15 protein-coding genes are annotated in these 14,090 nt (G+C 46.1%); 3 read left to right on the top strand and 12 right to left on the bottom strand.

The window, feature by feature from the left end:
* The first annotated feature begins 33 nt into the window (after positions 1–33).
* Entirely contained in the window at positions 34–552 is a 519-nt protein-coding gene (locus DP120_RS03945; RefSeq protein WP_112222340.1) for a sigma-70 family RNA polymerase sigma factor, read from the top strand.
* The gene (locus DP120_RS03950) at positions 545–1,876 is read left to right on the top strand and encodes a DUF4179 domain-containing protein (protein ID WP_112222001.1); all 1,332 of its coding nucleotides are present in this window, start codon (positions 545–547) and stop codon (positions 1,874–1,876) included. The genes DP120_RS03945 and DP120_RS03950 overlap by 8 nt, the downstream gene beginning before the upstream one ends.
* Positions 1,877–2,368: 492 nt before the next feature.
* On the opposite strand, the gene DP120_RS03955 is transcribed toward DP120_RS03950, so the two are convergent.
* From DP120_RS03955 to DP120_RS03985, 7 genes are all read right to left on the bottom strand, one after another.
* Positions 2,369–2,797, bottom strand: coding sequence for a DUF4064 domain-containing protein (locus tag DP120_RS03955; protein ID WP_112222003.1), 429 nt, complete (start codon positions 2,795–2,797; stop codon positions 2,369–2,371).
* Between the two features lie 37 nt (positions 2,798–2,834).
* The gene (locus DP120_RS03960; protein ID WP_112222005.1) at positions 2,835–3,791 is read right to left on the bottom strand and encodes an ABC transporter permease; all 957 of its coding nucleotides are present in this window, start codon (positions 3,789–3,791) and stop codon (positions 2,835–2,837) included.
* On the bottom strand, positions 3,784–4,704 hold the full coding sequence (locus tag DP120_RS03965) for an ABC transporter ATP-binding protein (RefSeq protein ID WP_112222007.1): 921 nt from the start codon (positions 4,702–4,704) through the stop codon (positions 3,784–3,786). Before DP120_RS03965 ends, DP120_RS03960 begins: the two co-directional genes overlap by 8 nt.
* Before the next feature lie 225 nt (positions 4,705–4,929).
* Entirely contained in the window at positions 4,930–8,142 is a 3,213-nt protein-coding gene (locus tag DP120_RS03970; RefSeq protein WP_112222009.1) for a M36 family metallopeptidase, read from the bottom strand.
* 279 nt (positions 8,143–8,421) lie between these two features.
* Positions 8,422–8,832, bottom strand: coding sequence for an HIT family protein (locus tag DP120_RS03975; RefSeq protein WP_112222011.1), 411 nt, complete (start codon positions 8,830–8,832; stop codon positions 8,422–8,424).
* Between the two features lie 11 nt (positions 8,833–8,843).
* Positions 8,844–9,605 (bottom strand): metallophosphoesterase family protein, encoded by a 762-nt coding sequence (locus DP120_RS03980; RefSeq protein ID WP_112222013.1) that lies wholly within the window; start codon positions 9,603–9,605, stop codon positions 8,844–8,846.
* A gap of 36 nt (positions 9,606–9,641) precedes the next feature.
* Complete coding sequence (locus DP120_RS03985) at positions 9,642–10,286, bottom strand: class I SAM-dependent methyltransferase (protein ID WP_112222015.1); 645 nt, start codon at positions 10,284–10,286, stop codon at positions 9,642–9,644.
* A 173-nt stretch (positions 10,287–10,459) separates the two neighbouring features.
* On the opposite strand from DP120_RS03985, the gene DP120_RS03990 reads away from it, so the two are divergent.
* Entirely contained in the window at positions 10,460–10,897 is a 438-nt protein-coding gene (locus DP120_RS03990) for an NUDIX hydrolase (protein ID WP_112222017.1), read from the top strand.
* A gap of 53 nt (positions 10,898–10,950) precedes the next feature.
* On the opposite strand, the gene DP120_RS03995 is transcribed toward DP120_RS03990, so the two are convergent.
* The 5 genes from DP120_RS03995 to DP120_RS04015 are packed head-to-tail and all read right to left on the bottom strand — an operon-like array spanning position 10,951 to position 14,050.
* Entirely contained in the window at positions 10,951–11,799 is an 849-nt protein-coding gene (locus DP120_RS03995; protein WP_112222019.1) for a hypothetical protein, read from the bottom strand.
* A gap of 18 nt (positions 11,800–11,817) precedes the next feature.
* The gene (locus DP120_RS04000) at positions 11,818–12,384 is read right to left on the bottom strand and encodes a GNAT family N-acetyltransferase (RefSeq protein WP_112222021.1); all 567 of its coding nucleotides are present in this window, start codon (positions 12,382–12,384) and stop codon (positions 11,818–11,820) included.
* The gene (locus tag DP120_RS04005; protein WP_240611962.1) at positions 12,381–12,899 is read right to left on the bottom strand and encodes a GNAT family N-acetyltransferase; all 519 of its coding nucleotides are present in this window, start codon (positions 12,897–12,899) and stop codon (positions 12,381–12,383) included. Before DP120_RS04005 ends, DP120_RS04000 begins: the two co-directional genes overlap by 4 nt.
* 12 nt (positions 12,900–12,911) lie before the next feature.
* On the bottom strand, positions 12,912–13,475 hold the full coding sequence (locus DP120_RS04010; RefSeq protein ID WP_112222023.1) for a nucleotidyltransferase family protein: 564 nt from the start codon (positions 13,473–13,475) through the stop codon (positions 12,912–12,914).
* A 35-nt stretch (positions 13,476–13,510) separates the two neighbouring features.
* On the bottom strand, positions 13,511–14,050 hold the full coding sequence (locus tag DP120_RS04015; RefSeq protein ID WP_112222025.1) for a GNAT family N-acetyltransferase: 540 nt from the start codon (positions 14,048–14,050) through the stop codon (positions 13,511–13,513).
* Between the last annotated feature and the right edge of the window lie 40 nt (positions 14,051–14,090).

A 14,090-nucleotide genomic window follows, 5' to 3' on the forward strand; every position in this document is an offset into this window, starting at 1 on the left:
AATGTGTAACTAGAGAGAAACGAGGTGTTGGCTGTGGACGATATTGAAGTTGCCCGAAAAGCGATAAAAGGTGATGAAGAAGCTTTTGTCGCATTGATGCAAATACATAAAGAAGCCTTGTTGCGGACGGCTTTGGCTTTCCTGAAAAATGAGCATGACGCGCTCGAAGCCCTGCAAGAAACCACTTACCGGGCATTCAGGAAAATCGGTTCCTTGAAAGAACCTGCCTATGCCAAGACCTGGCTGATACGCATCACTATTAACTACTGCCAGGATCAATTGAAGAAAGACAAACGTTACGTGAGAGATGGAAAGTCAGCTGATTCTGCAGTATCAGACGATTTGACCCAACTGGAATTGCAGGAAGCCTTGAGCACCTTGTCGGCCAACGAGCAGCAATTGATCTATATGAAGTATTTCCAAGACGTCAAAATCAAAGATATTGCAGCACTCGAGAAGATTCCCGAAGGCACTGTGAAATCACGATTACATAAAACATTGCGGACATTGCGCAGCCATTTTGAAGGCAAAGGAGAGATGGACCATGTATGAAAAAGAGGAACAGAAATTGACTGATTTCAAAGATCGCCTTGAACAGGTCCCTCTGCCTTTGGAAGGCGCGGATGGCGCAATCATGCAAGGACTGGAACGGGCAAAACGTGAAAAGCTGCAGACGCATGCCAAGCGCAAGCGGACGATTTGGAGTTTGGCGGCGGCAGCGTTGATTATACTTACTTTAATAACATCAATTCGTGTGTCGCCAGCTTTCGCTAATGCGGTCGCGTCGATTCCTGGAATGGAGAAGTTTGTAGAGCGGATACAAAATGATAAGGGGTTAAGTGCTGTTTTTGAAAACGAGTATTACCAACCAATCGGCGAATCACAAACAATCGGCAGTACAACTTTAACAATTGAAGGAGTTATTTTGGACGAGTCCGGGATGAATATATTCTATAGGGTTGAGTCGGCAGTGACGTTGGAAGATATTAAAATCAATATGCCGGTTTTAGAAAATCAGCAAGAGATTCCACCGGGCAGTATCTCTTATCATTCTCCGTTAGCCGAGCAGGATTCACCGAAAATTTATTCCGATATAATTGGCTTTACTTTCCAGGACTCAGTGAAGTTTGAAAACCTGGATTTCACACTAGGTCTGCAAGTTAAGTTGGATGGCAATGAAATCGATTTCTCTGTCCCGTTTACTGTGCCGGAAAATGTGAAACCGAGCATCGTTTATGAGATGAATAAGGAAGTTATAGTTGAAGGACAGAAGTTTACCATTGAAGAAGTGAAGGTTCATCCGCTGCGTGTTGGAATTCTCATTTCATTCGATCCAGATAACACGAAAAAGATTCTGCAATTTGAAGATATCCGCCTGGAAAATGAAGACGGCGAGGTATGGAGTTCCATCGCCAACGGCATCTCTGCTCGAGGTGACATTGACGACGGAGAAATTATTTATTTCATTCAAAGTAATTATTTTGAAAATCCGAAAGAGCTTTATCTGCGAATCAATAAGATGCAGGCAGTGGATATTGAAGACTCCTATTTCCTTGTAGACACTGATAAGAATGTATTGTCCCATAGTCCGCAAGATGGCAGACTTGAGCTTATCGATTCGAGTCGAACCGGATTTCAAATGAATTTAAAAATGGAGACAGACCAGGAACTCCATTATGGAATCGACAGAAGAATTTCTGACGCTAACGGCGAACCGATGGATACTCAGCACACTGGAATATCCACACCACATGACGGTGTGCAGTCGATCGACTTTGGTTTCACTGACAATGGCTACGTCAACCCAGTAAGAATTGATCTAGCCGCCTACCCCAACTACATCAATGGAGACGTTAAAATTGAACTGAAAAAATGACAAGCGTACACTAAAGGGCAGGGACCTTCTTGAGGTTCTTGCCTGTTTTATTTCAATAAAAGGCTATTCGAATTCAACAACCGGAAATGGAGTGGATGGATATTGGCATTTCCATGGGGGTTTTGTTGAACGTGCATAAGTACCAGCTAATCGCGCGTATTAATTTTTAATCGCGCATAAGATTTTTAATCGCGCATATTTTTTTTAATCGCGCATAAGATTTTTTAATCGCCCGCAATTTCGATTAATCGCCCACATTTTCGTTTAATCGCCCAAAAAAATTTTTAATCGCCCACAAATCTGATTAATCGCCCACATTTTTTTCTAATCGCCCATAACCTCGTCTAATCGCACGCATCTCACTCTAACCGCACGCAAATCACCTCCACCCCACAAATCTGCTCCCCAAACCCACATCCCCTCTCCAAAACCCCCAAAAACAAAAAAGGAAGCTTTTCGCTGAGCGAAAAGCCTCCCATTCCAAATTCAAAATTACATTTCAAGCGTTGTTTGCGGTTTGCGCACTAAGCACATGATGCCGGCAATCAGATAGAAGATACCTGCAATGACACCGAGACCCGTTGTTGTAATCGAGATGATGACTGCAGTCGCAATGAAGATGATGCCCGCAACGACCGGCTTTTTATTGCCTTTCAACAAGACCATGGCAACGATGCCAAGAACGATTGCGGCTATGGCTGATATAAGTACTATCCACCCGCCTGCACCAAGCATATCCATCGCCGCTTCAAATTCTTCCATTGAGAAATCGGTCGTCGGATCGCCTGTTCCAGTTGTCAATTCAGTTTCGATCAAATCTCTATTGTTCTGCATCCAGAGCATGAAACCTCCAATTGCCGCCATAAATGCATAACCCAACGCTCCAATAATTCCTAATACGATTTCTGCTGTACGTTTCATTGATTATTCCCCCTAATTTTTCATTCAAAGTTAATACTTAATTCCCTGCGACGTCCCGTTTCGTAAAGGCTGCCCACGCTGCGCCTATGAAGATGGCGAAGTAGACCAGCAGCACGATGATCGAGAAGGTCATCGACATTCCAGGAATCGTCGGTTCCATGCCGTTTGTGTATTGTTCCAGATTCGTGTTGGCGAACAGGATGAATTTCGACCATTCATATTGCGACAGGAATGCCACAATCGTGTTGCCGGCCATCATCAGGAAGATCGCCAGGCCGATTGCCATGCCGCTGCTTCTGAATATTGCTGAAATCATGAAGGCGAAAGTCGCCATCATCACCAAAGTGACGATGCTGAAGCCGTATGATTTCGCGATTTCACCCAATACGTCATTATGCGCATAGCCCGGCATCATATCCTGCACGACCATCGGATTCAAGCCGTTCAGCCCGAATAATAATGCGCCGACGAGCCAGGATGAAAGCAATAGGAATACGAGCAATGTCAGAGCGAATATCAATACGGACACGTATTTGGAGAATAAAATCTTCGTCCGCGAAATTGGGCGGATCAGCAATAATTTAATGGTACCCCATTTAAATTCGTTTGAAATGATTCCCGCTGCCACGATAATCGTAAACAGGCTGATGACTGAAGTGAGGAAACTGTTGTCGAGCACATATTCCCAGCCATCGTAAGGCTGCGGCTTGATATTGTTTTCGAGGTGGTAATTGTTTTCAGCAATGATGAATTCATTTGTAAATCCTGCAAATTCATCATCCGCCATTTCAGCCATCAATTGTTCATTTTCAGCCTGTAATTCCGTCTGCCAATTGTCGCCGTATTCCTTGAAGTCCGATTCGGTTCCGAAAAATTTCGTAATAAGTCCGCCGCCGATGGCAATCACGAGGATGACTGCAAACATGACCCACGTCGCTTTTTTCGCATATAATTTGATCTGTTCATTCCAGATCAGCTTCATGAAATTACTCAATGCTATTCTCTCCAATCAGGTCAAAGAATTTATCTTCCAGCGTCGCCTGCAGGACGCGCACCCCATAAATGCTGATGCCTTGCTCCATCAGATTCTTCAGGATTTGCGGAATCTCTTCACGTTTGACCGACATGGAAAGTTCCTTGCTGCCGACGCCGACTCCGTTCTCCAAGTGGCTGTCGAGGTAGACTTTAGCCGTTTCCATCGGCTCGACTTCGATATAGACTTCTTTCAGCGCTTCTTCATGCTCAACAGTCTGCACTTCTTCGATGGCAATCAATTCACCGTTCTTGATGACGCCGATCCGGTCGCACATCAATTCGATTTCCGTCAATAAGTGGCTGGATACGATAACCGCCACATTTTCCTTTTCCGCAAGATTGCGTATGTATTTCCGGATTTCACGGATTCCTGATGGATCCAGCCCGTTTGTCGGCTCATCCAATATCAAAATCGATGGTCCGTGCAATAAAGCCTGGGCGATTCCGAGGCGCTGGCGCATACCAAGTGAATAACGGCCTGCTTTTTCATGTATCGCTTTTTCCAGTCCGACAAGGGACACCACTTCTTTGATCCGTTCATCTGTTACGCCTTCGACCATCCGCGCATATTGCTTTAGATTCTTCCACCCGCTCAGGAATGGATACATCTCCGGATTTTCAACGATAGCTCCAACATGCTGGATAGCCCCTTTGAAATCCGTTTTAATGCTTTTTCCTTCAATCAGGACATCGCCTTCTGTGATATCGATCAATCCAACCATCATCCGAATCGTTGTCGTCTTCCCTGCTCCGTTCGGCCCTAAAAATCCGAACACTTCACCTGCTCTGATTTCAAAATCCAATCCTTTGATAATCGGCTTATTGCCAATTGTCTTTTTTAAATTCACCAATTGCATTGCCGGCTTCGACATGACGCGCACCTCCGTGTTTTACTTTCCACTCTCTTCTACGATTCAACAGGAAGAAAGTTCCCATAAATGGAAATTTCCAAAAATAAAACTAAAGAAGAAGCTTTTTTCCTTTAAATTTAAACTTCTCTTAAAACGTTACCATGTATAATTTATTAAAAACTAAAAAAGAAGCTTTTCGCTGAGCGAAAAACTTCTTTATATAACATTATCAGTTTCCTTGCTGGTTTAGTAAGGGCTGGATACATTTACGTTAAAGCTCGTATTAGCCCCGCTGTATAGCCCTACGTAAATGTATTTCGTACCTCCCGGCACAACGCCGGATTCATTGGCTGCCGAAGTGGCAATATTGCCGATAACGTTGAATTCTGCATCATAGAAGAATACATCAATATCATGTCCGCTTTCGCTTGTTCCAGTTATAGAGACATTGTGAATACCGTCTGCATATTGCTCGGGCAGCGTTACTACGTAACCGTCAACGCCTTGGGAAGCAGGTTCAGGATTCTGAGTCGTCACAAACTCATTTTGTGTGACTGCAAGAGTGGCATCGTCAACTCCCGCCAGAACACCAACTCCAGTACCAGCATTGCCGACCTGAATCGTTCCTGATGCGGTGAATGCTTCTTCCGGCTCTAATTCCAACGGCGTTATTTTTGCCTTGTCACCTGTAAATGCCTGCAACTCTGCCAATTGGATATATCCCTGTGCGTCATCTTGAGCCGACTTGGCAATAAACTTCAATTGAGTCGCTTGTGCAGGTGTATCCAACACATACTCCTGGTAGTCAAGATCAGGTGTTGCCGGGCGCGGCTTGCCTGCTGTGAAATTATCTTCCAGAATCGTTGTCCAATTTTCTCCATCAACAGATGCCTGGACAGCAAAATCTTTCAAAGTGGCAAAGCGTGCTTTGGCTACATCTTTCATCGCACTGATGTGAAGCTGCGATATAGAGAGCGGTTTATCTCCTGCTAGATCCACAATGAATTCAGAACCGGTGAAACCTTCCTCTTTTTGTTCAGATGCATAAACACTTGCTTCTGTGTCATCTATTGCCAATTTTACCGGATTGCTTGCAGAAGCATCAGAAACACTAGCAATCGATGCTCCATTAAATGAAGAAGCTACGTTAGGTGAGAGTTTTAAGTTCCAGCGTTCTTTGCTGCCGGCTGTAATCTTAACATCTTCCAAAGTCCGTGAGCCATATCCTCTTGCCTGGATTGTGATATCGTACGTTCCTTCGACCATATCGAGAGCAAATCCGCCTTTTTCTGTAGTCTGCACTACTGGCGATGTACGGGCTTCGTATTGTCCAATGAAAATCCTAACTCCTTCGATCGGCTTATTCGTCTGTTCATTGACCACTCGGCCAAGAAGCTGTCCATTATGTTCAGCATCCGGATGATTAAATGCCGGTTGCGGATCTGTATCATCTCCGCCTGCTGAATAGGCATCATCTCCGAGGCCACGCTGAGAAAACGCGGTCCATAATGTATCACGATACTTCCCGTCATAGCGTTCAAGATCTGAGGCGATAATTGCCGTGCGCATATCTTCCATAGAAGGGTCTGGCACTGAAATTGGCATAGCATCTAACACTAGTTGTTCGGCCACTCTCTCTCCTTCTTCTTTTCCATAATTCTGGATAAGCGCTTCCCGGACATGCCACAGGATAGCTGCCCAGATATCACCGTCAGCATGGACTTCAGGCCCGATAATGTCGTAACCGATATCACCGTAATTTAAAGGTGCTTCAGCCAATGACCAGCTGCGGATTCCCCGTTCATCGTTGTCAGTCACGTAAGCTCCAACGACCGGTTCCTCCTGCAATCCATTTTTGATAAGATAATGCATTCCGAACCAATCTCCCCAGCCTTCACCCATCGATCCAGATTGATGGCTGCCCAGTGCTTCTCCACCGGCTACCAGTCGGTTTGATAAGGCATGGGAATATTCATGATAAATGATTCCAGCATCGTAGTCGCCATCAGCATAAGCCCCTTCAAAGGCTCCGGCTATCGGTTCCCAAAGGAACATACCGCTCCAAGCGGCGATTCCGTCAGGCAATGTCAGCATATACGCGTTATCACGACCCGTATATGTCGGTTCCCCTCCCGTCACAGCGCCTGCTTGGACCAGTCCTAAAATTGGGTCACCTCCAAGTCCTCCTTTGCCATTATTGTTGGCTTGAAGATTACCTGCTGGCTCTGTCCAGCCAAGGTTATAAAAATAATCATGGAATAAGTTATGATGATAAAACAAGTTTGCAGTCGCACTGTTTACGTCTTCTGCATAAGAAGGCGGAACAATGGCACCTTTACTTTCCTGCCACGCATTCAGGAATGGGTAATTGAACTGGCCCAATGGGCTGACTGGCCGGATCAAAGTGTCTGCCGGCACCAGGAAATTGCTCCAGTTGGCATATGCACTCGCGTTATTTCCGAAAGTTGTAACACCAAGATCGTTCGTTGGAAGCAGCCAGCCATTTGGAGAAGCTTCCAGGTCACCTTTGAAAGATTTACTGACTTGATTTCCTCCTGCAGGGGCACCAGGGTAGTTTTCAAAAATTAAGCCTTCTGGATCCAGGTGATCGACTAATGAGCGTTGATACAAAGTTTTTCCGTTTTCCGCATCGACAACAACTTCGAAAGCTTTATCTAATTCCTCAATGAACAATACACGATAAGCTGGGCGGATTTCTCCATTCGAAAAGAAAGCAGCTTGTTTTACCCGCTGCTCGGTCGGAAAGACGTCCAGACCGTCATAAACTTTCCAGCCTTTTTCGTCTTTTAATGCTGTTGGTGAATATACAAGATCTGGAGTTAAAGACCGGACAACTGAACTTAGCGCATCTTCCGGAGACAGACTGAACTCACCGGCAAACTCTCCTGTTGGTCCAGCATTGCTTGCTACCGATAGAATCTTTCCTTCTTCATTAACTGCAACTATAATGCGGCCTCCGAAAACGGATTCGATTCCATTTACAGTCTGCTGGAAAGTTACTGGAGACAAGTTAGTGCCTTCTACTTTGTAGTTACGAATTACTGTGAGATTCTGAATATCCTCTGCTGTCAGACTGAACAGCGCTTTGTTTTCCATCAGCCAGTCCCGGGCAATCGATTCAGCATCTCCTGTTCGGGCTTCTGAAATGTACCCTTCAGATTTAGTAATGCTAGCTGGTGTGCCGAATAAGTGATTCCATTCAATTTTCAGCCCTTCACCCGCATCGACTATAAGCTGTTGAGCGGCTTCCAGCTGCTGAGTGGTCGGCAGTATAGACGGCAAGGAATCCCGCGTGTCTATTGCAGCTTCTTCCACATGAGCGTGCAAGTCTTGATCCGTTGGAGAGTTTACTGCGACAGCTGTCCCGGCAGATACACCTAAAACTTGAGAGGCAATTAAAACCGAGCTGAGCAAGGCTAAACTTTTTTTCTTCGGCATGTTTTAGACTCCTTTGATTTCTGATTTTTTAAAATATTTGTTAGGTTAATTTAAACAGCAATTATTATTACCGTCTATTCACCTAAAGAACAGGATGTGTACTACTTAAAGCTTAGAGAGCATCTACTACTTAAGCGGTAAGTGAGGGATTACACATATCCGGCCGTTATTAAAACCGTCAAAAAAGACCTTTTGCAACAGTGAAGTCGCAAAGGGTCTTATCTTGTTCTTATATGAAAGTTTTTTGATGCGGCAATCACCGCACACCTAGGAACCAATTCACGCTTGGTACTGCGGCCGCTTATTTTCAGGCTTTTTGATCCAATGGCGCAAGCCTTTTCCGGCATACGGTTCATCGTTGTAACGCGGGACGATATGGAAATGGCTGTGCAGAATCGACTGGTTCGACGCTTCGCCGACATTCCAGCCGAGCGTGAAGCCATCGGGTGAATGCTTTTGCTTCAGATATTCCTGCGCCTGCTGCATAAGGTCGTAAGTATCGTTCCACTCTTCCTTCGTCAGTTCAAATGTATTCACGCGGTGGTTCTTCGGAATGATGATGCCGGACCCTTCCAACACGCCTTGATGGCGGTCATGCTGTAAAAAGTAGCATGTGTCGTTTTCAAAGACGACGTGCTGTTCTGGATCATCTGCAAAATTGCAGTATGGGCAATCCTCTTTATAACTCATTGTTTTCTCCCCTATCTCTTTTTCAATGAAGCACTCGCCTGGCCGCCGTGGAATATGCGGAGGATGAAATCACGCTCCGGCACCTGCAGTTTATCGTATGCTTCGAGAAACGCTTTATTGTCGTATGTGGCCGATTTTATTTCCACTTCAAAGCCTTCATCTTGCGCTTCGATGATGGCGTACGGTGCTTCCGGTTTATCGTTGCATCCGAGCGCGCCGGGGTTCAGGTAAATCGTCCGGTCATTGTGGAAGAAATGCTGTGGATGGTGATGGCCGAAGCAAATCAGGCTTTCATCGTGGCCGCTGAACATTTTTTCTGCGCTGTCAAGATTCGGCTCGACAATCTGTGAAAACGGATCTTCACTGATCGGCACTTCCGTTTTGCGTTTTTCCATATGATAATGCGTGAAAAGCACTCGGTGGCCGCTGAATTCTTCACGGATTACACGCGGCAATTTCTCGAGCTTCGCAATAAAACCTTTGTCCATACCATCGGCAATCCATTGATGATGAGCGAGAACGTGGAGATGGCTTCTTGGATATTCGCGGCCTGCTGCCAGCGCCAGCACAGCTTCGTCGTGATTGCCGGTAATCATCGATACGTCATTCCGGTCGAACAGGATACCCAGCACCTCATTCGTTTCGTGGCCAATGGCAATCATATCGCCCAGACAATAAATATGGCTGACATCACCGGCAGCATCGATTTCAGCAAGCACCGCTTCCAAAGCGCCGGCGTTACCGTGGACATCTGTTATCACTGCAAATTTCATGGCTGGATTCCTCCATTTTTCATTTCTTCACTGCTGTTACGAAACGTCCGTGTTTGATTTCGACAGAATAATAACTCCTCCACAATGCGATACGGGATGAAATTCGCTATGGCAGATGTGGCTGATCGCTCTTTCAAATTCATCGTAGGCAAAATAGAACTCGTCTTCGTCCCAGTAAGTGCTACTGTCCAATCGGCATTTGGCCAGATCTTCGCGCGTGCGGAACGCGATATCGCCGATATAGATTTTGCCGTCCGGCTTCAAACGCGCCAGCAAAGTTTCAATAAATACCGTTTTCTCTGCATCCGTCAAATGGTGCAGCGCATAGGTGCTGATAATCGTATCGTAGTGGCTGCTGGCAATCGGTTCAGGCAGGCCGTTAGTGATATCCGCTTGCAGGAGCCGCGCTTTCGGCATCTTCTGCTGTGCGATGACGATCATTTCTTCCGAAAAATCGATGCCATCGATGTGGTGGTCGAGTTCGCATAGTTTCGCCGCCAATACTCCTGTGCCAAAACCGATATCGAGCACATTCGATTGTTCTTTCTGCATCGCTTCATTGAATATAAGATTCAATATTTCCTTATACCCTGCAAACGGGTACTCATTGTTTTCTTCGCTCAATTGAACGGTGCGGTCGTAATCGTTTGCCCATAAATCAAAGCCTTGCTTATTTAACATAAATGTATTCCTCCGTTAATCTCGATTACCTAAATTTTAACATAAGTCAGTTGATGACAGTTATCCACACAATTCAGACACAACTCAAAAAAATTTCCTTCTCACCAAAAAGGTACTCTTCCCGTTGCGTCGAAACAATTAATAGAACCCTAAAAGAGAAAGGTGCGGCTGCGATGGAAACCTGGTACGGTGCTGCTGGAATTTGCATAAACAAATCATCCCAATTGTTGATGGTTCTGGAAGGTGTAACTGCAGAAACTCAAAAATGGTCCATTCCCACGGGCGGCCTCGAAAAAGGAGAAACTTTCGAGCAATGCGTGCTCCGGGAAATCGAAGAAGAAACCGGTTATACCGCTGAAATTTTAGCGGAAATCAAAGCAAAGAAAGGCGTATACGAACACCTCAACATTGCCTATGAAGTCCATTATTTTGCCGTTGAAATTACAGGCGGCGAAGCTAAAATTCAGGACCCCGACGAATTGATCCTTGATATCGCCTGGAAACCGGCCGAGGAATTGCGCGTGTTGCCGCTTTCCTATCCGGAAGACCGCGAAGAATTGCTGGCATTTTTGGCGGCGCCGAAAACGTTGGTTAACACATCTTTTACATAACTATAGAAAATATGCGGGTGATTTTGCACCCGCACATTTCCCCATCTCAATCCTCATCCCTCTTCTTCCAGCCACTCCTCAGCGGATTCCAGGAACCCTTCTTCTCCCCAGTCGAGTACCGCCTTCAGTTCGCTCATCTGTTCAACCTTGCTTTGAAAGAAATTATTTCCCAGGAAATATGCGAGCCTTTCAAAGCCAAAGCGCTTGCCGCCGTTGATGGAAAACCATTCCCTGAATAATTCCGCCGAATCGAGTGTACGGTAATCTTCCGCAAATGCCTGTTTTATTTCAGCGGTATTTTTGACAGCAAAATCCAGCCATTCGCTGCCATCGCCGTTGAACGAATAATATACGGCGGGATCCAAACCAGCTGCAGTCTTTCTGGAAAAATGCGTAGCTGCGCCTTCCTGATATATCCAGGTCAATGGGTGGGTCCAGTTAATCCTGCTCCAGTCAGTGCCGGCTCTGTCAGAAATAATGTGATGCGCTGCGTGGCCAAATTCATGTGCGGCGATAACGCGCAGATGGTCCGGTTCCGGCGACAGTTTTTCAAGCGCGAAGCTGATATTCGGGATAAACGCCCGGTGTGTATAAGCATTGGAGCCAAATCCCCCGACAAGCAGATTCACATCAATCGGGAACGTGATGCCGTAAAGCCGCTCATACGCTGTAGCCGTTTCTTCTATTAAAGCAGGCAACCTCCACCGGGAGGCTTCGATTCCCTCCATCGCTCCTTGGTATTTGCGGATCGACTGCAGATGACGTTCTTCTGTGTCCTTGCAGTGATAAGCGAAATACTCAGCGAAAATTTCCGGATATTCTTTATAGTAACTCCTTAAAAATGCAGTCGTTCCATTGTAATTCTTTAAAAAATAACCTGCAGTGTCGACGATTTTCACCATTTGATCGCCCGCCTTGTCCTATAATTTTCTGATCGATTCCTTCAGCGCTTTCCACTCCGGTTCAAGCATTGAAAAAATCAGCGCGTCGTGCGAAGTACCCCGCTGGAATAAATAACCGCGTAAAGTTCCTTCTTGCTTAAAGCCAAGCTTTGTCAGCATGTTGTTTGAAGCATCGTTCGCCGGATACGTAACAGCACCCATCCGGTAAAGCCCCAATTCTTCAAAAGAATAGCGAAGCACTTCAAGCACCGCTTCTTTGGCCAGTCCCCTGCGCCAAAAATCCGGATGCACCTCATAGCCGACCTCCGATTTCTTTGAGCCCAGATTTAGATTATTCAGCCCGATTGTGCCAATAAATTCTCCGGTCTCTTTTAATTCCAGCCCCCAGCGGTAACTGCGCTGCGCTTCAAAGCCGACTTGAAATGCCGACACCATTTTCTCCGCAATGTGGCGGTCTTGCAGACTGTCCATTCCGTAATACTCAGTTACTTCATCTTTTGATAAAATGCCGAACAGCGCATCGATGTGCTCCGGCCCTATTTGAATCAGACGAAGCCTTGTTGTTTCCAATACTGGAAATATCATTTCCATTCCTCCTTGTGGATTGCATATACGTGTGCGACTCTGCCGGATATCAGACTTTTCTTCTCCAATTTCATGCCGCAATTTTCAGCAACCCGCTGCGATGCTTTATTGTCCGGATGGATCAACGACACAGCGCGTTCTTTGCCCAGCTCATCAAAAGCATAATCCCGCAATGCCTTTGCCGCTTCTGTTGCGTAGCCCTTAGACCAGTAATCCTTTGCAACCCAATAACCGATTTCCCATTCATCGGCACCGTCCACTTTTTGCGGGACGAGTCCGGCGTGGCCCACAGGCTTCCCGTCGCTTTTCCGTTCCAGCAACAACAGCCCCGTTTTGGGATCTTCCTTATACCCCTGATAAACCCAGTAAAGAAAACGCAGCGCTCCGTCTTTATCCCGCGTCTCTCCGTTTCCGACATACTTCACCATTTCCGGATCCGCTGCCATTCCATACAAAAACGGAAAATCCCCATCCACATAACGGCGAAAAACTAAACGTTCGGACTCGATTTTCATGTCTTCCCCCTCTTATGGTGCTGCCACTTCCACCTTCGGCCATTTCTTCATCCAGTTTTTCGACTCAAGCCGTTGACGATAAACACTCATCAAACGCTCATCTTTTTCAAAAGCTGGTGCCGGAATAACTTTCATGCCAATTAAATCTCCCAACCCATGAGGTGCAGTCAATTCCAGCTCACCCCGCTCATCCAGCTTCACACCTAATGCAGTCGCTGTTTCGGGAAACTGTGATATAGCATCGACCGAGGACCGGTAAGGCGGCAGGTCGTTGACTTTGTGCATCCTTGCCTGATTTTTAACGGACCACGGCAACCCTGGCATTAGCCCGCTTAATCGGTGTTCATATTTTTTCTCGAGTTCTTCATCCAAATCTTTTTCATCATAATAAATAACGTCGATATCGCCCAAAGGGGTTCTTTTTGTGTAATCATGCAGATAATCCCAAACTTTGGAACGCACGAAGCCTGCGCACACCCACCAATCGGGCAATTGCAGCGATTCGGCTGAATGCAGCACTTCCATCATCCATTCGTCTTCTTCAATCCCTTTTAGAATTTCGTCTCTATTTTCCATCCAGCATCTCCCGCTTCGCCAATTGTTCCACTTCTTTATTCGTCTTCCGGATTGATAATGGCCATGACGACGTGATCCTGCCATCTGCCATTGATCTGCACATTTTTGCGGGCAAGCCCTTCCCGCTCGAAGCCGGCCTTTTCAAGCGCACGGATTGACGGCGCATTATGCGGCATGACGCCGGCTTCAACCCGGTGCAGCCCAAGTTCCCGAAAAGCGTAATCCACAGCCAGCCGGATCGCTTCAGTCGCATAGCCTCTGCCATTGAATTTCTTATCGATGACATAACCGATCATGCTGCTTTGCAGCGGTCCGCGAAAAATTCGAAAAAGGTTGATCGTCCCCACTAATTGACCGGTCTCATTCTCAACAATCGCGAAATTATATTCCCGGCCGGCTTCGCGGTTCTCCGTACTTTGTTCAATCACTTCTTTTTGCATCAATAAAGTATAGAAGTCTTCGCCAGTAATGACGGAGAATTCTTTGAAGAACTCTTTATTGTCCAGTTCCATCTGCAACTTAGCTTGCGCGTCTTTCAGCGTCAAAAAACGGATATGAACTTTTTCTCCCCGCATCTTACCGTCTCCTCTTACTGATCAATTCGGACAAAAACGT

This window comes from Planococcus halotolerans, assembly GCF_003289955.1.
In the GTDB taxonomy this organism is placed as follows: Bacteria; Bacillota; Bacilli; order Bacillales_A; family Planococcaceae; genus Planococcus; species Planococcus halotolerans.